Genomic DNA, 21,960 nt, shown 5'->3' with positions numbered 1-21,960 from the left:
ACGCCGTTTTCAACGGTTACGCTGGTTGCGTTACCCAATGCGGTGGCATTGGCAATATCGTCTGCTATGGTAACGTTGTTACCCAAAATCATGGTGTTGGCAGCGTTTGTTCCTACGCTATTGTTGCTACCGACAATGCGGACGTTGTCGGACAAAATGGTGTTGTTGTTACCAAATGCGCCTACATTTTCAGCCGAACCCACCACTGTAAGCGTGGCATCATTGGTTGCCAATTTGTTTTTGTTACCAAAAATTTGTGCGTTATTGGCTTTTGTGCTTGCCAAGTTATCGTTACCCGTACTTGCAGTCTCTGCACCAGCAATATAACTTGGGTCGCCAATGGCAATAGAACCTTTGCCTGTTACCACGTTGCCTGTACCAATAGAGATAGACTGCAAACCTGTGGCTTGTGCGCCATCGCCAATGGCAATGGATTGTTTGCCTGTGGCTTGTGCTTGATTACCCATTGCTACGGCGTTTTCTTGGGCTTTTGCTGTGTTACCGATGGCAATGGCGTTTTCTTGACCTGCTGCTGCCTTATAACCGATTGCCAATGAAGTGTTACCTTCAGAAACGGCTTCACGTCCAATGGCGGTGGAGTATTGACCTACCGCGCTGGAATCTACGCCATTATGCACATTTCTATTAAAGGTTTGTCCATCATTGGTGTGGAAGTATTTGGTACCTTGTGCGCTTACGGTATTGATGGCTTCTATCAAATTGGTGTGATATTGCTCGTCTTGACCGTGTACGTTGAAGGTTTGCAGCTTGGTGCCATTATTGGTGGTCGCTACATTGCCTTTGGTCGGGTCGCTTGGGTCTACGGGTTTAATTGTACCAACCAGCTCTGTAATTTGATTGACAACGCTGGTTACATTACCCTGAACCGCTTGCAAATCGCCGATATTGGCAGCGTTGTTTAAGGTGTCGCCATCGGCGTTTTTGATGGCATCGCTGCGGTTGCTTGGCATGCTGCCATCTGGGTTGCGTACGCCGCTGGCTACGTTGGTAACTTGCACAGGGCTGCCTGAAACATCACCAAACAGTTTGACGGTGTTGGTTGAGGTGGTGCTTTCTGGGCTGCCTGTTCTGGTTGGGTCAATGTAGCCGATTGGGGTGTCCACTTTGATGGTGTTGGCACCTGTTGTGGCATCTTTGGCTACCGTTACTTTTGCGCCGCGTCCGTTAATGAAGTTCACGGTGTCGTTGTGGGTTACGGTATCCACCGCTGTGCCGTTGCCTTGCAAGTTCCAGCCTGCGTTCAGGACATCGCCTACTGTGGCGGCGTTGTTGAGTTTGCTTGCCAAGTTAGCAGGGCTGTTGTCGGTAGGTTGGGCGTTATCAGCAGCGGTTACGGGCTTCAGGTTGCCTGTTAGGTTGCTGATGGTGTTGGTGATTGGGCTACCTGAAGTGGCTGGCGTGCTGGTAATGGTAATGCCGTTGCTGCCGCCTACATTGACGGTGCCGCCTGTGGTGTTGTCGCCGACTTTGATTTCTTTGTTTAAGCCAAAGCTGATTTCATTGTCTTTGACGGTGGTAACGATGTTTTTGTGTCCACTGGCATCGGCTGCGCCTGTGAAATTCACGGTTTCGTTGGCAGCCACTTTGTCGCCTGTAGCGGCAATGCCCGTGCCTTGTTTATCGGCGTTAATCACAAAGCCACTGTTACCGCTGACATAGTCTTTGAGCTGTTTCACATTCACGGCATCGGTATCGGCTGAGCCTTCTGCAACATTGGTAATTTTGTTGCCGCCGTTGTTTAAGCCGTTGTTGGTCAGGCTGACGTTTTTGCTTGGGTCAGCTGGATTGCTAATGGTGATGCCATTGGTATCCAACTTGGTGTTGCCTGTGGTAACGGTTGTGAATGCCACATCGTCTTTGGTTTCAAATGTGAAGTTCGTGCCGTTTTGTACCACATTGATGTTTTTGCCGCCTGTGTAGGTAACGGTGTTGCCTGCTTTAACCAATTCAACGCTTTGTGTGCCTGTACCTTTGTTGCCTGCGGACGTTACATTGAAGCCCATGTTGTTCAGGGTTGTCGCCAAGTCGCCTGCTTTGACAAATTTGCCTGCATCGGTGGCAGCTGGGTTCAATACGCTGCCTGAAGGTGCGGCTGTACCTGTGATGGGGTCAAGTTTTGTGCCATTGCCAATGTCCAATTGGGTGGTTGCCACTTTGACATCAAAGTGTTTACCGCCTGCTGAATTGGTGCTTGGGGTTACGGTAATTGAGCCGTCTTGTGAACCTACCGTTGTGGTTGCAGTGGCAACGGCTTTGCTTACGGCTGCCTGAACATCGCCGATGTTGGCGGCGTTATTTAAGGCTGTGCCTGTTGCTGCGGCAATCGCATCGGCAATTTTGGCTTTGTCGGCATCGCTGCGGGCTGGGTCGCCTGCTTTGCCATCGGCAACAGTTGAAGTGCTGGCTACACCGCTGGATACATTGCCCAAGCTCACGGCTTTGTCGGCATCTGCACCTACCAATTGAACGGCATTGGTTGGAGTCAATGGTTTACCGCTGCTGTCTTTGATTGCACCTGTGTTGTCGGCATATGCCATTGGTGTGTCAATGCGAATGGTGTTGGCGTTGCCATTTGTGTTGCTGATGGTTACGGTTGCACCATTGCCATTAACAAAATCAACGGTATCGGTATGGCGGACGAAGTCTGTAGCTGTGCCGTTGGCTTTTAAGTTCCAACCTGCGTTCAGGACATCGCCTACTGTGGCGGCGTTGTTTTTGTTGGCGTTGGCTACGGTATCGGGCGATACGAAGCTGCTGTTTGAACCTGCAGCGGGTGTGCCGTCAATGTTGGTGGCGGTTTTGGCTGCATCGTCAATCACTGCCAAGTTGCCTTTGACGTTGCCCAAGGTGGTGGGGCTGCCTGAAGTGCCTGCTGTAGTGTCAGGATTGATGACGTTTGCCACCAAATCTTTCACCTCTGCTGGGTCTAGGCGTTGGGTCATATCGGGTTTGCCATCGGCATCTACTTTGTAGTAGTAGTCGCCGACTTTGGCAACCACATCGCCTGCTGGGGTAACGTAACCCACTGGCAAGCCAACTACGTTTACGCTGATTTTGCTGGTCAAGCCGTCTGCGGTGGTTTCCACATTGACGGCGGTGTTGCCACCATCAACAAAGTTCAGGGTGTCGCCATGACGGACAAAGTCTTTGGCTGTGCCGTTGCCTTGTAGGTTAAAGCCGCTGTTCAATACATCGCCTACGGTTGCCGCGCGGTTCAATACGCTTGGGTTGCCGCGCATATTGGCAATTTCGGTTGCGCTGTTGGGCGCGGCGGTTTGACCTGTGGTTATGGCTGGCACGGCTTGTCCCAATGGGTCTTTGACATCGCCATTGTTGTCAATGCGGTTGAGTGTGCCTTGTACGTTGGCCAATGTGGTGGGCGCGTTTTTGGCTTCATTGTTGCCGTTGTTGATGCTGGCAATGATGTCGGCGGCCTCAACTTTGGTCGGAGCAACGCCACCTGTTACGATGGGGTTACCTGAAGCATCGACATTGCCTGCTTTGTAGAAGTTGCCATCGTTGGCTTTAACCACTTTGTCGCCGTCTTTGTGGGTGTAAACCACGGGCAATTGGGCATTGTTCGCCACATTTTGCGCTTGGACATCTACGGTAATCACGCGTACGCCATTGGCATCGGTTTTGCCCGATACGGTTGCGCCATTGGTGCCGACAAATTTGACTTCGTTGGTGTTGCGTACTTGGTCGCTGTATGCATTGCCCAAATCGCCTGTGGTTTTGTCGGACGATACCACCCAGCCCATGTTGCGTGCATCGGCTACGGTCAGGGCGTTGGTTGGGTTGGAATTGGCAAAGTCAATCAGACCGCCTTTGGCTGGGCTACCTGAAGGTGTTTGTGCCGTTGCGCCTGTTGTGGGGGTGCCATTGGCGGCAACTTCATCTGCTTTGTACCATTTGCCATCGTTTGCCAATGCCAGATTGTCGCCTGCGGCATTGGTTGGGGCGGCAAAGGTTTTCGCGCCTTGTGCCACGTTGCCCAATACGGTTGCGTTGCCGATTTCGTTTGGTGCAGCGGTCGGGTTAATCATGTTGCTGACCAATTTGCTTGGGTCGGTAACTCGTTTGGTGGTATCGGGTTTACCGTCTGCACCGATTTCGTAGTAGTCATCGCCAACTTTGGCAACAGGCACACCTAATTCGGTGGTGTACGCCACTGGCAAACCAACTACATTGATGCTGATGTCGTTGCTTGTACCATCGGTGTTGTTAATCACAACTTGGGTGTTGCCGCCGTTTTTGAAGTTTACGGTGTCAAATGGTTTCACAAAGTCGGCTGCTGTGCCATTGTTTTGCAAGTTCCAACCTGCGTTCAGAACATCGCCGATGGTGGCGGCGTTGCTGGCTTTGGCTGGGTCATTGGCAATGGCTGCCGCTTGGGTGGCCGTCAATGGGGCTTTGGTGATGTTTTCAGGTGCAGCCGCTACGGTTGTGCCATCTGGGTTGGTGATGACTTTGGTGTTGTCGTTCACGCTGGGCAGATTGGCGGTCAGGTTGCTGATGGTGTTGGTTGGGTTACCTGAAGCGGTTGGCGTGCTGGTAATGGTGATGCCTTTGGCATTATCGCCAACAGTAAGATTACCCTTACCTGTACCGTCATTGACTTTGACGGTGTCAAAGGTTACGTCTTTAGCTGTGCCGACTTTGAAACCGTTGCCAATTTGTTCAATAACGATGTTGTCGCCTTGATTCAGATTGAAGGTTTCGCCGTTTGCCAAGCGTTTGTCCTCTGATGTCAAAGCGGCATCAATCACACCGTCTGTCATCAAACCAAAACCGACATTGGCTGCTGTTTGATTCATGGCTGCCTGAACATCGCCGATGTTGGCGGCGTTGTTCAAGTCTGTGCCTTTGGCTGCGGCAATCGCATCGGCAATTTTGGCTTTGTCGGCATCGCTGCGAGCGGTGGCGGTGGCTGGGTCGCCTGAACCATCTGCTACGCCTGATTTGCCGCGTACACCACTTGCTGCGTTGGTAATTTGCACTGGGCTGCCTGAAGCATCGCCGAACAGTTTGACGGTGTTGGTCGGGGTGCTGGTTTCTGCACCTGCGTTGTTCACATAATTGATTGGGGTATCAATTTTGATGGTGTTGCCTGTGCCTGTGCTGTTAATGATAACTTTTGCACCGCGTCCGTCTTGGAATGCCACGCTGTCGTATGCACGAACAAAGTCTTTATTGGTGGTCGTGCCTGCTGCATCGGTGTGCTGCAAGTTCCAGCCTGCGTTCAGTACATCGCCTACTGTGGCAGCGTTGTTGTTGATGGCAGCAACATTCGTTGGGGCTGCCTGAACGGTGGTTTTGGTCACACCTGTGCTGGCTGTGCCGTGAATGTCGTATTGCGTACCGTTGGAGTTGGTGGGCGCAAGATTGCCTGTCAGCTTGCTGATGGTATTGGTTGGGCTACCTGAAGTGGCTGGTGTGCTGGTTATTTGAATACCGTTTGTCGCATCGCCTACCGTTACTTTGTTGAAATTCACTTCGTCTTGTGTTGCCACTTCAAAACCATCGGCAATTTGTTTGATGCTGATGTTTCTGCCTTTGTTCAGGTTCAGGGTTTCGCCTGTTTTGAGCAAAGCATTTTCGCCTGTGATGCCGTTGGTGTTGTCATTGGTCAGCAGTTTGAAGCCTGAATTATTGATGGCTTCGGCTACGGTTTTGGCATCAACCAGTTTGGTCGCATCTGTGCCTGTCGGTACTTCAATTTTGCCTGTTGGGCTGCCTGAAGATTGTGCAGGGGTTAATGTGCCGTTGGCTACCACGTTTACGGTTACGGCATTGCCTGATACGGCAACGGTGGTGTTGGTGCCGTTTTTGAAGTTCAGCTTGTCGCCTGCATTAATCAATGCATCGCCTGCTGCACCTGTGTCATTGGCAACTACGGTGAAGCCTGCTTTGTTGATGGCGTCAATGGTGTCTGTGGCGGTCAGGAATTGGTCGCCTGTGCCTGTTGGTGCGCCAACTTTGCCGTCTGTACCAACGGTGGGTGCTGTGGCTTTGTTTACGTTAAATTGAACGGTTGCGCCATTTGCATCTGTGGTTACTTTGGCGGTGGTACCTGTGCCATCGACAAAGTTCACGCTGTCGCCTGCGTTAATCAGGTCGTTGGCTGGCGTGCTGCTGGCATTGCCGTTTTGTTTAACGGTAAAGCCTGTTTGGTTAAGTGCATTTGCCAAGTCGCCTGCCTGAACGTATTTGTTGGCAGCTGGTGTTGTGCCTGCTGGCGAACCTGCTGGTGCGGTGGTCTCTGGGGCAATCACTTTACCTGCTGGTGTGCCTGTTGTGCTGCTGTCGGCTACCTGAAGCGTGGTGTTTTCTATGGCAGCAGCTGGGTCAACGTGTACGGTAATGGTGTTCACGCCGCTGCTGTCGGTTGCACCGCTGACTTTGGCTACGCCTGTGCCAACGAATTTGACTTCGCCTGCGTTTTTCACTTGGTTGTTGAAGGGGGTGGCTGTTGGGCTGCCCACTGTTGTGCTTGTGGTCTTATCGGAAGAAACCACAAAGCCCATATTGCGTAAATCGCCTACTGTGGCTACGGTGTTGTCGGTTGGGCTACCTGAAGCGGGGTTCAGATTAACCAAGCCGTTTTTGTTGCCATCGCTTGCACCGTATGTGGGCAAGCCGCTGGTAACGCCTGTAATCACGGTGTCTTTGGTTGTAGGCGTGCCGCCACCTGCCGCTGGCGTGGTGGTCGCAAAGCTGATGCCGTTTGCTGTGGACACAACTTGGGTGCTTGGATTGCTGCCGTCTGTGATGCTGACGGTTTTAAAGGTAACGTCATCTTGAGTTGCCAACGTAACTTTGCCGTTGTTCTCTTGCTTCACGCTCAAGTTTTTGCCTGCAATGATTTCTACGGTGTCGGCAGGATTGATGAGTTCTTCATCAATGCCGCCCGCTTCTTCTGTGCCGCCTGTGCCAGCAGAGGCCGTCAATTTGAAGCCTGAATTGTTAATGGCATCGGCTACGGTTTTGGCATCAACCAGTTTGGTGTCGCTGCCTGCAGTCGCTGGTACGGCAACCGCACCCGTGTCTTTACCGCTGCCGTCTTTGGCTTTTTCAATTGTGCCGTTGGCTACCACGTTTACTTTGATGGTATTGCGCTCACCATCGGTATCGATTGCCACTTCGGTATTGCTGCCATTGGCAAAGTCTACGGTGTCATATGGACGCACAAAGTCTTTGGCTGTACCGTTTTGTTGCAAATTCCAGCCTGCGTTCAGTACATCGCCTACTGTGGCAGCGTTGTTGTTGATGGCAGCAACATTCGTTGGGGCTGCCTGAACGGTGGTTTTGGTCACACCTGTGCTGGCTGTGCCGTGAATGTCGTATTGCGTACCGTTGGAGTTGGTGGGCGCAAGATTGCCTGTCAGCTTGCTGATGGTATTGGTTGGGCTACCTGAAGTGGCTGGTGTGCTGGTTATTTGAATACCGTTTGTCGCATCGCCTACCGTTACTTTGTTGAAATTCACTTCGTCTTGTGTTGCCACTTCAAAACCATCGGCAATTTGTTTGATGCTGATGTTTCTGCCTTTGTTCAGGTTCAGGGTTTCGCCTGTTTTGAGCAAAGCATTTTCGCCTGTGATGCCGTTGGTGTTGTCATTGGTCAGCAGTTTGAAGCCTGAATTATTGATGGCTTCGGCTACGGTTTTGGCATCAACCAGTTTGGTCGCATCTGTGCCTGTCGGTACTTCAATTTTGCCTGTTGGGCTGCCTGAAGATTGTGCAGGGGTTAATGTGCCGTTGGCTACCACGTTTACGGTTACGGTGTTGCCTGATACGGCAACGGTGGTGTTGGTGCCGTTTTTGAAGTTCAGACTGTCGCCTGCGTTGACAACGCCATCTGCGGTTTCTGTACCGTTGGCAGATACTTTGAAGCCTGCGGCATTGATGGCTTCGGCTACGTTTTCAACGGTGGCAACTTTGTTTGCATCGCCTGATTTGGGCGCAACTTTGCCTGCATCTACAGTACTGGTATTTTTAGTATTGCTTGCATTGCCGTCATTGTATTGAATGCTGCCTGTTTCAGCGGCAGGTTTTGCGCTGACATAGGTGTTGCTGATGGTTTCATTGACAACTGTACCTTCTCCATTTGGCTTGGTGTACCATTTGCCATCGCTGTGTTGGTAAACGGTTTGATTTGTGCTGTCTTTGCCTGTGATGAAGGTGGTGCTGTTATCTACGGCTACGTTGTATTGGATTTTGCTTTCTGCGCCGTCTGTGCTGCTGGTTACGGAGGTGCCGTTACCATTGACGAAGTTTACGGTGTCGTATGGGCGCACGAAGTCCAAATCGCGTTTATCGGCGGTTTTCAAATTCCAGCCTGCGTTCAGGACATCGCCCACTGTGGCGGCGTTGTTGTTGATGGCTTTGGCATCAGCAGGTGTGATGCTGGCTGATTTGGTTGGATTGGTAACGGTGCTGGTTGTGCCGTCTTTGCCAATCAAAGTGGTGCTTGATGTGGTGGGCGTAAGATTGCTGCCCACGTTTTTCAATGCCATAGGCGTGGTGGTGCTGCCTGGCGTTACGCCCGAATTCATGCTGGCAATCACGTCTTTTGGCTCTACTGCTGTTGCACCTGTAACAGGCGCACCGTTTACAATATCTGATGGCTTGTAGTATTTGCCGTCGGTATGCTGCACCACTGGATTACCTGAAGCATCGGTGTAAACCACAGGCATGGCTTCACGCAAGCCTTTGGCAACCATGTAAAGTTGCGAACCGTTGATGGCATCGGTGGAAGTGTCGGTAATTTGACCTGCTGCCACGTTTTGGATTTGGCGTTCGCTGCCTACTGTGCCGACAGAAACCACGCGGCTTGGGGTTGCGCTTGTACCTGTGCCTTGTTGCACAGAATTGCCTGCAAAACCGCTGTATGTGATGCCGCCCACAGTGGCCGAATTGGTGCTGACACCTGCACGGGCTTCAGAATATGCACCCAATGCTACGGCGTTAGGTAAATTGGTTGCAACTTTGCTGCCTACACCCAATGCCAAAGCATTGTTTGATTCAACTACTGAATTATGACCCAATGCCACACCGCTGACTGATGTTGTGGCATTGGCATTTGTACCGATGGCAATGGCGTTATTGATGCCATTGCTGCCTGCTTTGGCATTTTGACCCATTGCGATGCTGCTGACACCAGCTGCGTTTGCGCTTGTGCCTGCAGCGATGGCGTGTGTATTGCTGGCTTTCGCTTCACTACCTAATGCCAAAGATTGAGAACCTGATGCATTGGAAGCGTAACCAATGGCAGAGGCACGATTGCCCGCAACAGTGCTTTTAATACCAACGGCAACACCATTGCTACCTGATGCAGTTGATTCGGCTGATTGACCGATTACAGTCGAAGAATTGCCTGCTGCTTTTGCGGTTGAACCAATGGCAGTAGCATAAGTACCTTTGGCTTCTGCGGCTGCACCCATTGCCATGCTGTGGTCGCCATGTGCTTTTGCAACATCGCCAAGTGCAATGGCTTTATCATCAAGTGCTTCAGAGCCTGCGCCAATGGCAATGGCTTTAATTTTGGCACCGCTACTCGTTGCATCCTCATTGCCAAGTGCCGTTTGTGATTTTGCATTCTCACCGATGGCAATACCGCCATTGTTATTGACAGTGGCGTTTGTACCAATCGCCACACCTGTTCTACCAGTAGAAGATGCATTAAAACCTGCTGTCAATGATTTCGCACCTGTCGCACTGCCCACACTTCCTACCGCAGCTTCATTGTTGCTACCTGTTGCATCAGCCTTCTCACCGCTGGGATTGACATGGAAATAGGTTTGACTTTGATTAAGTGCATAATACAACTGTGAGCCATTGATGGCATCGGTTGATGTAGCAGAGATTTCGCCAGCAGCCACATTCATAATGCGGCGTTCTGCGCCTGCCGCGCCTACCGTAACTGCACCTGCCGCCGTTGAGCCTGCAAATGTGCTGTATTTAGCTGGCGTTATTACAGCACCAGTAACAGGGTCTTTTCTCTCGTCAGCAATTTTTACTTTACCATATTCCAATCCGCCAACAGTGGCATTTTCCACTTGCCCTGTCGCGCCAGCAGTAGTAGTTGCGCCTTCAGCATAGCCACCTGTGGGTTGGGCTTCGTCTTTGTAGTTCTTGCCTGCATCAGCACGGGCGGTGCTGTCGTTGCCCAAGTAAACGGAGTTGGCTACAGTGTTGCCAATGGGTTTGCGTGCGCCGTTTTCAACAACGGTATTGATGCCATTACCCAATACCAGTGTGTTTTCGCTGTTGATGTAGTTGTTGCTGCCCACTGCTGCGGAATTGTTGGCAGATGCGGTGTTGGTTAAACCAGAGGCTACCTGAAGCTTGCCGCTGGCATCGTATGTGGCGGTTGCACCAAATTGGTTGTTGCTGCCATAGCCGAATACGTTGCTGGAATTGCTGCCTACGGCGTTGTCGTTACCATAGGTATATGATGCATTACCTTCAACCAATGATGGGTCGCCAATTGCGCCTGCATTGTTGCCTGTTACTTTATTGCCCACACCAATGGCAATGGATTGTTCGCCCGATACTTGGCTGCCTGAACCAATGGCAATGGATTGTTTATTGGTAACATTGGTGTTGGTACCAATGGCGATGGCGTCTTCGGTTTTGCCTTGCACTGCTTCCAATGCAGTTTTTATTCTCTCGCGCCATTGTTCGATACTTTCATCTGCTCTGCGCTCCACATCACTTTGGCGCACAGAATCACCCACACGCGCTTTCACACCCATAGCAATCGCGTTTTTGCCTTCGGTTCGGGTATGTGTTGTCACATCATATTTTTCATCAGAATTGGAATTACCCAAAGCAATGGCACCTTGCCCCAAAGCAGTAGCAGAATGTCCCATAGCAATTGAATAATTGCCCACAGAAGCCGACACCGCACCCAAAGCCAAGCCTGCATCGCCAATCATCGATGCTTGACGACCCATCACAATGCCATTGCGACCATAACCAAATGTGCTTGAACCCAATGCAACAGCACCCGCTTCACTGTATGCATTGGCACCAATCGCAACGCCCAAAGAACGTTCACGCGATGCACGTGCTATTGCTGCATCACCGATAGCAACTTCTCCGCCGCCGCCCGTTTGCGCTCTAGCACCAATAGCAACAGAAGAACTTTTAAGACCACCTTCTGTACCACTATCCCGGCTGACATCATGTAGTTTTTCTTCACCTATCAAAAAGACATGTCTACCCAATACACCATGACCGCCTTCCTTATTCAGACCCGCATTACCCAAACCATTAAAAAGATTGCCATAATGGATATGAAGAGCAGGAGAAGGCCCTCCCTCAAAAGTACCACCATGAATTACCGTACCTCGCGTGGTAACACCTACCTTACTATTATGACCAATAACCACATTGGAAGTTGCAGGCAAAGCGTTTCTATCAGTTTCATAGCCAACACTCGCACCTACCCCCAATAAAAGTGTACTACCTGCTCCATTATTAATGACCTTCCCTGCATGGTTTGCACCATGTCTTGTTACATCCACAGGATCACCTGTCGCCGCATAAGCATTGCCTACCGCCATTACACCCATTACAGCAATTACTGCTGCGGCTTTGGAAGACTGTGATTTTTTACCCCGCGCTTTGGCAATTTCGGCAACGGCTGTGTAGGTGTTGGTGGTTTCGTTGTAAACAACGCGATAGCTATGGTTCATTTTGGTTTTTTCCTGATGTTAAAAGCCCAGTAGACTTTATTTTAAAGTTAAAAATTAGTGAATTCAAAATACAAAAATAAAACGGAACATGTATGTATTGCAAGTCATGCCATTCAATTACTTATTCACGCCAAGCAATTTTTGTTCCAAAACAATAGAATAAATGTTCAATTTCCTTGCTTTTCTTGACTTAACACAAGAATAACAACATTTTCTTATTTTATCTGTATTTATTTGGTGATTTTTGTCTTTTTTTACACTTTCACTTAACAGAGAAATGCCATATGGCTGGGATAAATATTTTATAATCAACATGTTAAATAAATAAAAATTAATGTAAAAATACAACATTTTGCGATTTACGGTGGCTTGGAGCCAAAATATGGCTTTCACAATGCTGACTATTTTTGTTATGGTTGTTTGTGATGTTCAATGATGTGGATTGCAATGACCAATTGAAATCATGAGAAGTTGGGGGAATTTTACCAAGTGTTTTTGTGTTTTAGGTAAAAATGGACACGCTGCATCTTGGCGCAACAATTAAGAGGGGCTTATTGGTTTTGGTAGCATATGAAATTTGCCTACATTTTTGTCCATAGCAGGATTTTGCGTAAGTATGCAACAAACAAGGTATTCCAATAGTCATAGAATTGAAAAAGCACTACGGGGTTATCAACACCCTTATTTGCTCGGTGTACATGACCCTCCTTGTTGCCTTGTATTGATTTTTCACTTCTGCAACGATACAAATCCTAATTTTTAGATGTGAAGTAGGTGCTTGCAACATAACCATCTACACATTTCTTAACTAAATAATTTTACTAAAAAAGATGTATAGATAGTTATTTATGTTGCAAGTACACACTCTACGCCAGTCATTTGTTTTCATGATGTTTTCAACTCTTTATTCCAAACATGCTTTAAAAACCTTTCAGGCAGCCTGATATGTGCTTGATGCAGGTTAAATAGGGCATCATGACACCAACCCACACATTGCTCAACCATAAACCGTTATAATGCCGTTTTGTTTCGTGTGTGTATTGGTGATGTTCCACTTGCGCCCTGCTCTGCCCAATGATGCTTTTGCTTTGGTAGATTTAGATAAATTATGTAATCCTTCGGCATGGTCGCTTTCCCAGTTTCAGGCAGCCATTGACACGCCGCAAGATACGGTTTTGCTTTTGACACAGTCCGACCATTCAATAGCAGGTTTCATTGTGTGGCAACGCGTTTTAGACGAAATGGAATTGCATTTAATCGCCACCGCACCGCATTTGCGCCGCATGGGCTTGGCATCACAATTGATGCACGCGATGTTTCAGGCAGCCTATACGCATGATGTGGGACGGATTTTTTTGGAAGTACGCGTCAGCAATATTGCTGCACAAGGGCTTTATGTGCAACATGGTTTCCAACAAGTTGGCACACGCAAAAATTATTATGCCAATGGGGAAGATGCCTTGATTTTTCAACGTTTATTCAATCAGGAAACGCCATGTTAAACAGTCGCTATGTTCATTTGCACGAAGCATTGGGTTTAGGTGTGATGTGGTTACAACGCAATGCGCGTTTAATCAATGTGTCTGATGATGCAAATACCCAAAGGTTGCCTGAAAAAAATGCGACTGCACACAAGCTACAGCTTAATCCGCCTGAAATGCGTTCTGTGACCAAACAAATCGAGGCAACTTTACCTGCCCGTTTACAAGCCTTGCAACGCGTGGGCAGCAAGTCTGCCACCACAAATGCATCACAATCTGTACTGCTTTCCCAAACGACATCTTCTGAACCCATGCCCATACGAACTGCCCAAGATTGGCAAAACCAGCTTTCAGGCAGCATCAAACGTGCCAAAGTAATGGTGTTAAGCGTTTGCGCTTCGCCCGATGATGTGGCGGCGGGTAAACTGTTTAGCGGTGCAGATGGTGTGTTGCTGGACAAAATGCTCGCTGCCGTGAACTTGCATGAAAACGATGTTTTTCTGAATACTTGGCTTAAAGATTTGCCCGATTTCAATCCCAAACCGCCAAATAAGGTCGTTCAGGCAGCCTTGCCGCGTTTACAAGCCGAATTCGCGCTTGCGGGCAAACCTGTTTTATTGCTGCTGGGCGGTTTTTTTGAACGCGAAGATGTGAAACAAGCGGTGGCACAACTGGGGCAAAATGTGCCAACTTTTCACATTGCCCACCCTTTACGCATCATCAGCGACCCCACACTCAAACGTGACACATGGACAACTTTACAAGCAATGCAAGCTGTTCTTGAACAATAAACTTCCTGTGAAACAAGCCATTTCTTTTCAAACACAATAACCGTACATGATAATTGCCCACGCTCCTACTCCCTCCCAGACTTGGGCAAGTTCTTCGTAGCTTGGATACAGGTATCCAATTTAAGAACAACGATGTATTTTAATTTTGTAGGATAATGAAAGGCGACCTGAAAATGGCGGGGGCTTACACACAACCTACATCAATCATTTATGCTAAACCCAAACCGCCTGAAAACCACAATTCAAGGGGAAATACCTTGCTTTCTTTGCACAATATTCACAAAAAACTGGGACAGAAAACCGCAGCCCATGACATTTCTTTTTCGGCGGTTTCAGGCAGCATCACGGCAATATTGGGCGCAAGTGGCAGCGGTAAGTCCACTTTATTGAACATGATTGCGGGTTTGATAAAACCAGATAGAGGCAGCATCACACTCAATAGCAACATTTTGGATAATGTGCTGCCTGAAAAACGGCGCATTGCCATGATGTTTCAAGATTTTGCCTTGTTGCCGCATTTGAATGTGTGGCAAAACGTGGCTTTCGGTTTGAAATTGCGTGGCACACCGCATCAAGTGGCACGCGAAATCGCCGTAAATTTGTTGCGAGAAGTTGGGTTAGCAGGTATGGCGGAACGGCGGGTGCAAAATTTGTCAGGTGGCGAACAGCAACGCACGGCTTTGGCGCGTGCTTTGGCGGTATCGCCTGAATTGCTGTTATTGGACGAGCCTTTTTCGGGGATAGACTCGGCTTTGCGTGGGCAATTGCAAAATTTGGTGTTGCAAGTGGTGCAAAAACGCGATGTGCCTGCTTTAATGGTTACGCACGACCCTGCGGAAGCTTGTTTAATGGCAAATCAGATTGTATTGCTCTCTGCTGGCAAAGTGCTGCAATCGGGTACACCCGATGAATTGTTGCACCGTCCTGTTTCAGCCGAAGCAGCGCGTTTAATGGGCTGCCTGAATGTGTGCGAAACGCATTATGTGCCACAACACGCAATTCACATTCATCACAAACAAGGCGAAATGTGCCGTCTGATTTCGGTTTTCAGGCAGCCTTTGTTTGAACGCGTGGTATTTTGGCATTCGCAATATGGAGAATTGCTGTATCTCAATTCTGACCAAGATATGTCGTGGCATGAGTCATTTTGCGTATGGATTGACGAAACAGCAATCGTGCGGTTCAAAATACAGTAAATCAAATACAAAATGGAACACACCATATAGAATGGAAATTTTCCAAAAAAATTAATATTTTTAAAAAATAGTGTAACAAGTTGCACCCTACACTTGTCCTATTTTTAAATGGCTTAACCATACACTAAACCAAAATTAAGGCTGCCTGAAAGCCAATCAAATCTTTCAGGCAGCCTGTTTTGACATTGGGGCGATTATGCCGCGTTGTTCAACTCTTTTGCCAAATACAACCACGTTTCAATCACCGTATCGGGGTTGAGCGACACCGTTTCAATGCCCTCTTCCACCAACCACTTGGCAAAATCAGGGTGGTCGGAAGGACCTTGACCGCAAATGCCCACATATTTATTGTGTTTGCGGCAGGCTGAAATCGCCAAATGCAACATCACTTTCACAGCAGGATTGCGCTCGTCAAAGCTGCTGGCAATGCTGCCACCACTGTCTCTGTCCACGCCCAAAGTCAGTTGCGTCATGTCGTTGGAGCCGATGGAGAAACCATCAAAATATTTCAAGAATTGTTCCGCCAACAGCGCGTTGCTTGGCACTTCGCACATCATAATCAGGCGCAAACCGTTTTTGCCGCGTTCCAAACCATTGGCTTTCAGGGCGTGAATCACTTGTTCGGCTTCGTTCAAAGTCCGCACAAAAGGAATCATGATTTCCACATTGGTCAAGCCCATTTCATCGCGCACATATTTCAATGCTTGGCATTCCAAAGCAAAGGCTTCTTTAAATTCTTCCGAAACATAACGTGCCGCACCACGGAAACCCAACATCGGATTTTCTTCATGCGGTTCGTAAATGTTGCCGCCAACCAAACCCATGTATTCATTGGATTTAAAATCAGACATGCGCACAATCACTTTGCGTGGATACACAGACGCTGCCAAAGTTGCCACGCCTTCTGCGATTTTGTCCACATAAAATGCGGTGGGCGATGCGTAACCTGCGATGCGGTCTCGGATTTCGTCTTGCAAATCGCTGTCCAATTTATCAAAATCAATCAAGGCTTTGGGGTGAATGCCGATTTGACGGTTGATGATGAATTCCATACGCGCCAAGCCAATGCCTTCGCTCGGAATATTGGCAAAGCTGAACGCCAATTCGGGGTTGCCCACGTTCATCATGATTTTCACGGGCGATTGTGGCATTTTGTCCAAAGAAATTTCGTCCACGCTCACATTCAACAAACCGTTGTAAATCAAACCTGTATCGCCTTCCGCGCAAGATACGGTAACTTCTTGACCTTCCGCCAAAACTTCCGAAGCGTTGCCGCAACCCACCACAGCAGGAATGCCCAATTCACGCGCAATAATCGCCGCGTGGCAGGTGCGACCGCCACGATTGGTCACGATTGCCGCCGCGCGTTTCATCACGGGTTCCCAATCGGGGTCGGTCATGTCGGTAACGAGAATGTCGCCTGCCTGAACGCTGTCCATTTCGCTCGCATCTTTAACCAAACGCACTTTGCCTTGACCCACTTTTTGACCAATGGCACGACCTTCACACAAAACTTGGCGTTCGCCAGCAATATTGTAGCGGCGCAAGCTGTTGCCTTGTTCTTTTTCTTGTGATTTCACGGTTTCGGGGCGGGCTTGCAAGATGTACAATTTGCCGTCCACGCCATCGCGTCCCCATTCAATGTCCATGGGGCGACCGTAGTGTTCTTCAATGATGAGCGCGTATTTTGCCAATTCGGTAATTTCTTCATTTGAAATGGAAAATTGTTTGCGCTGTTCGGCTGGCACGTCCACCACTTGCACCGATTTGCCAGCCTGTGCTTGTTCGGTAAACGTCATTTTGATGAGTTTTGAACCCATGGTTTTGCGCAAAATGGCGGGTTTGCCTGCGCGTAAAGTGGGTTTATGCACATAAAATTCGTCTGGATTGACTGCGCCTTGCACCACGGTTTCACCCAAACCGTATGATGATGTGACGAAAACCACATCTTCAAAACCGCTTTCGGTGTCAATGGAGAACATCACGCCAGCCGCTCCTGTGTCGGAGCGCACCATGCGTTGCACACCAGCCGACAACGCCACCACATCGTGTGCAAAACCTTTGTGTACGCGATAGGAAATGGCACGGTCGTTGTACAAAGAGGCAAAAACGTGGTGCATGGCTTCTTTAACATTATCCAAGCCATTGATGTTTAAAAATGTTTCTTGCTGACCTGCAAAAGACGCATCGGGCAAATCTTCGGCTGTGGCAGATGAACGCACGGCTACGGAAATTTGGTCGGTGCCTGCATCGGCAACCATTTTGTTCCATGCGGTTTCAATATCGGCATTCAATTCGGCAGGGAAAGGCGTATCCAAAATCCATTGGCGGATTTCTTTGCCCACACGCGCCAGTTCGGTAACATCGTCCACATTTAAGGCAGCCAAAGCGTTGGAAATGCGTTCTGCCAAGCCTTCGTGCGCCAAAAATGCGCGATAGGCGGCGGCGGTGGTGGCAAAGCCACTGGGTACGCGCACGCCTTTTTCGGTGAGCTGGGAAATCATCTCACCCAAAGATGCGTTTTTGCCGCCCACGCTTTCCACATCGGTCATGCGCAAGTTTTCAAACCAGATAACATTTTGAGACATGTTTTGTGTCCTTTGATTAAGGTGGTTTTGGAAAATGTAAAGAAACAATAACGTTACTTTGCTATTCTAGCCAATACAAGCATAAATGTCATGTGCTTTTTGGCATCAAAATGGGAAAAGGCTGCCTGAAAATTAAGCTTAAAGTCGCAATCTTATTGATGTAACAATATGAAATGAAATGATGCGATTTGTCCAGAAAAAAGTTAAATTAAGTTAAGCTATTGGTCTGTTTGTGGCAAATGATGCCATTGAAAAAGAATTTTGATTGAAAATTGGTGGAAACAAGTACAGTTTCAGCCATTTTCTACTTTGATGTAATTCAATGTAATACCACAATTAAAATTAAACCTGAACACAGTTTCAGGCAACAAAACAGACTGAAATTGATGCACAATGATAAAAATACTCAAATTACCGTCATTCCCATGTAGATAGGAATGACAGGCGGTTTCACATAAGGTTTCTAACCCACAAAACGGACATAGGGTGGATATGAAATCCCCTTAACTGTGCATGACAAAAACTTTCAGGCAGCCTAACAACCTGCCTCGCCCACGCTAGCCCCTCGTTGGGGATGGGGCAAGTAGACAAATTGTTGGTAAAACGAAAATTATCGTGTGACAAAAGGCTGCCTGAAAAACATGACGCACCTTACCAGTCAGGGCAGATAATTATCGTATAATTGTAGCCACCTCAATTTCAACGGTTGGTTGCACAATATGAAACTCCATGCACTCAAAACCCCGATTGTGATTTTCATCTACGCCCTGCTGATGACCTGCAGCGAAATGGCGTACCGTGCCGCTTTTGCTTTCCCAAACTTGGAAAAATGGGGTGAAACCTTGGCGATGTATGCCTTGTTTTTGGCTTTATTTGTGTTTGCAAAAAAACGCACCATGCGTTGGTTGATTGGTGGTTTTGTGGCATGGTCTTTGTTGGCAAACAATGTACATTATGCCATTTACCACAGTTGGATAACGGGCATGAATTATTATTTGCTGTTTGCCGAAATCCGTGAAGTGATGACGGCAGGACAAGGTATGTTTGTGCAAATTGTGCCACATATCATTTGGTCAATTGCAGAAAGTATATTATTTTTCAGCATTTTGCATTTTAAAATTAACCACAAATCGCACCCAATTGCCGATTGGTTTTTCGTGTTGGCAATATTGTTTATCTGCGTACGTTCATTTGACACACCACACAAGCAAGGTATTTCGCCCGATAGTGGCTATGGGCGCGTTAAAGCACATTATTTCAGTTTTGGGTATTTTATTGGGAAAATTCTGCCCAACCAATGGTTTAATTTAAGTAAAGTACCACAATACATCAGCACCGAACCACAAATCATCAATCAGCCCAAAATCCGCAACATCATCTTAATCATGGGTGAAAGCGAAAGTGCCACACACATTCAACATTTTGGTTATCCGCGTGAAACATCTCCTTTTTTCAATGAATTGGCAAAAACACACCCTGAAAGCATCATCAAACCGATTTATTCAGCAGGCAAAATGACTTTTGTGTCTTTACCCATGTTTTTCAATATGATAGAACGACCAAATGGTTTGTTACAAATCCAAAAAGGCACAAGCAATTTATTCCGTTTGGCGCAACAACAAGGTTTTCAAACCGCTTTTCATTCCGCTCAACCTGAAACCGAAATGGAACTCATCAATTTGATTGGTGGCAAATGGTTACATTACAGCAGTTATCCCACAGAATTAGGCTATGCCAAAACGGTGGGCATGAATGATTTTTTGTTGTTGCCCTATTTGAAAAAATACCCTTTAAATCAAAAACAACATTTTATTGTGCTGCACCAACGCGGTTCACATGCGCCGTATGCCCATTACTTGTCTCCAGAGGAAATGTTCTTTAAAAACAACACGAACTTGGACAAATATGACAGTAGCATACGCCACACCAATTTATTCATAAAACAAGTATTTGAACATTTAAAACAACAAAAAGAACAAGATTGGTTGCTGATTTACACTTCCGACCACGGTCAATACGTTACCGAAACAATCGCCAATCAAGGCACAAATGAAGATGCACAATACCGTGTACCTTTGCTGATTTACAGTCCCAATGCCGATGTCCAATCACAGGCGCGTCAATTATTTGATGCTTGTGGACACCATTTCCATTATCAGCTAGCCCTTTTTATGGCGCATACAATGGGCTATGACACCAAGCTGCCTGAAAATTGCGTTTCAGGTGTGGTAACCAACAATGCACTATCGGGCGACATAGGTTGGTTGGAAATTGATGAACACAATCAAAAAAAAGAAGTTTTACCACAGTAATGACTGTGTTCAAGGCATAAATCAGGTTTCAGGCTGCCTGAAAGGACATGAATTGTCTTGTTTATATGAAGAGAAATATCATGGAATTAAGATTACTTTGCAAAAAATACTTGACGATTTTTGGAATATCCGTATAATTCACATTTTCTATAACGCGCTTGCGCGAAACGCACCCGTAGCTCAGTTGGATAGAGTATTTGGCTACGAACCAAAGGGTCGGGCGTTCGAATCGCTCCGGGTGCGCCAGAAAATTTATTCCGCGCCCATCGTCTAGCGGTTAGGACATCGCCCTTTCACGGCGGTAACCGGGGTTCGATTCCCCGTGGGCGTGCCAATTTTTAAAAACCTGCTGATTCATCAGCAGGTTTTTTGCTTTTCCGCTCAATCAGACTGCCTGAAAAGTGTTTCAGGCAGCTTTTTTGCGTTATCATGTGGCAAATTAAACCCAAATAGGAAAAATCATGAGTTACACACTCTCCCAAATTACCGCACAATTGGGCGGCGAAGTGCGTGGACAAAATATTGCCATTTCAGCGATTGCCCCAGCCGAACACGCCCAAGCACAGCACATTACTTTTCTTGCCAATCCCAAATATCGTCAAGAAGTACAAAACAGCAAAGCAGGTGCCATTATTGTCTCACCGAAAAATGCCGACCAATTTCCCGAGCGCAATTTGATTGTGGCAACTGACCCTTATCTTTACTTTGCCAAAGTGGCGCGGTTGTTTCACCCCATTCAGGCAGCACGCGCAGGCATACACCCTACTGCCGTAGTTGAAGCGTCAGCCAAAGTGCCTGTCAGTTGTGAAATCGGTGCGAATGTGTACATTGGTGCCAACACCGTTTTGGGTGAACATTGTCGCATTCTTGCCAATAGCGTAATTGAATACGATTGTGTCTTGGGCGACGGGGTGTTTTTGCACCCTAATGTAACCGTTTATCACGGTTGCACACTGGGTAAGCGCGTAGAAATCCATTCAGGCAGCATCATCGGGGCAGACGGTTTTGGTTTGGCATTTACGGGCGAAAGCTGGTTCAAAATTCCGCAAACAGGTGGCGTAACACTTGGCGATGATGTGGAAATCGGTGCCAACACCTGCGTGGACAGGGGGGCGATGAGTGATACCGTAATTGGGCAAGGCAGCAAAATTGACAACCTCATTCAAATTGCCCACAACTGTCAAATTGGCGCACACACCGTGATTGCAGCATGTACAGGTATTTCAGGCAGCGTCAAAATTGGCGATTACTGTGTTTTGGGAGGTGGTGTCGGTACAGTAGGACACATTGAAATTGCCAATCAAACCACCATTGGCGGTGGCACATCGGTTACTCAAAGCATTACCGAAAGCGGTACACATCAAGCAGGCATTTACCCTATGCAAACTTACAAAGAATGGACGCGCAATGCAGTCCATTTGCGCAATCTCAACGAAATGCACAAGCGCATCAAAACCCTAGAAACACAGTTAGCATTAAACAATAAAACAGAATAACGTTTTCAGGCAGCCCAGTATGCTGCCTGAAAACACACTTATCATAACAATTATGTGGCACATTATTTTTATCGGTTACATTTTTGTAACCCTCATGTTTTCCATTGCACAATACCCACAAGGCATTGTACGCGTTTTGATTTATTTGGTTTTTTGGACGATTCTGCCCACCCTGTTTGCATTTTGGGCATTGATGACACGCCGCCGTAATCAACGTTTGAAACGCGAAGCACAACAAATCCAACAAGATAAGCCGAACAATTTGCCAGAACAATGAGTTTGCAATATAATTTCGCGCTCCCCAAATGGGGCTTTCACTAAAACGCCAACAACGTGGCATTAAAGGGTGTTTTCAGGCAGCCTGTTTTTAAGG

The 21,960-nt window shown here is 47.7% G+C and carries 8 protein-coding genes and 2 tRNA genes; 8 read left to right on the top strand and 2 right to left on the bottom strand.

Annotated features, from left to right (window positions below; genetic code table 11):
- A partial coding sequence (locus Q4B82_RS01250) for an ESPR-type extended signal peptide-containing protein (protein ID WP_303064617.1) occupies positions 1–11,723 on the bottom strand: 11,723 nt, incomplete at its 3' end.
- Positions 11,724–12,769: 1,046 nt separating this feature from the next.
- Between Q4B82_RS01250 and rimI the strand changes: the two genes are divergently transcribed.
- From rimI to Q4B82_RS01235, 3 genes are all read left to right on the top strand, one after another.
- The gene (gene rimI, locus Q4B82_RS01245; protein WP_303064616.1) at positions 12,770–13,225 is read left to right on the top strand and encodes a ribosomal protein S18-alanine N-acetyltransferase; all 456 of its coding nucleotides are present in this window, start codon (positions 12,770–12,772) and stop codon (positions 13,223–13,225) included.
- Entirely contained in the window at positions 13,219–13,995 is a 777-nt protein-coding gene (locus tag Q4B82_RS01240) for a uracil-DNA glycosylase family protein (protein WP_303064615.1), read from the top strand. Before rimI ends, Q4B82_RS01240 begins: the two co-directional genes overlap by 7 nt.
- A gap of 155 nt (positions 13,996–14,150) precedes the next feature.
- Positions 14,151–15,191 (top strand): ABC transporter ATP-binding protein, encoded by a 1,041-nt coding sequence (locus Q4B82_RS01235; RefSeq protein WP_303064614.1) that lies wholly within the window; start codon positions 14,151–14,153, stop codon positions 15,189–15,191.
- 194 nt (positions 15,192–15,385) lie between these two features.
- Here the strand turns inward: Q4B82_RS01235 and ppsA are convergent, their stop codons facing one another.
- Positions 15,386–17,779: a phosphoenolpyruvate synthase gene (gene ppsA / locus Q4B82_RS01230; RefSeq protein WP_303064613.1), complete on the bottom strand. Its 2,394-nt coding sequence runs from the start codon at positions 17,777–17,779 to the stop codon at positions 15,386–15,388.
- A gap of 719 nt (positions 17,780–18,498) precedes the next feature.
- On the opposite strand from ppsA, the gene Q4B82_RS01225 reads away from it, so the two are divergent.
- The 5 genes from Q4B82_RS01225 (at position 18,499) to Q4B82_RS01205 (ending at position 21,864) form a co-directional block, all read left to right on the top strand.
- Positions 18,499–20,091 (top strand): phosphoethanolamine transferase, encoded by a 1,593-nt coding sequence (locus tag Q4B82_RS01225; protein ID WP_303064612.1) that lies wholly within the window; start codon positions 18,499–18,501, stop codon positions 20,089–20,091.
- A 169-nt stretch (positions 20,092–20,260) separates the two neighbouring features.
- A tRNA-Arg gene (locus tag Q4B82_RS01220) sits at positions 20,261–20,337 on the top strand.
- Between the two features lie 13 nt (positions 20,338–20,350).
- Positions 20,351–20,425, top strand: a tRNA-Glu gene (locus Q4B82_RS01215).
- Between the two features lie 127 nt (positions 20,426–20,552).
- On the top strand, positions 20,553–21,587 hold the full coding sequence (gene lpxD / locus Q4B82_RS01210) for a UDP-3-O-(3-hydroxymyristoyl)glucosamine N-acyltransferase (protein ID WP_303064611.1): 1,035 nt from the start codon (positions 20,553–20,555) through the stop codon (positions 21,585–21,587).
- A gap of 52 nt (positions 21,588–21,639) precedes the next feature.
- Complete coding sequence (locus Q4B82_RS01205) at positions 21,640–21,864, top strand: hypothetical protein (protein ID WP_303064610.1); 225 nt, start codon at positions 21,640–21,642, stop codon at positions 21,862–21,864.
- Positions 21,865–21,960 lie beyond the last annotated feature (96 nt).

This window comes from Alysiella sp. (assembly GCF_030525755.1).
In the GTDB taxonomy this organism is placed as follows: Bacteria; Pseudomonadota; Gammaproteobacteria; order Burkholderiales; family Neisseriaceae; genus Simonsiella.
This window is presented reverse-complemented; position numbering and strand designations above follow the sequence as displayed.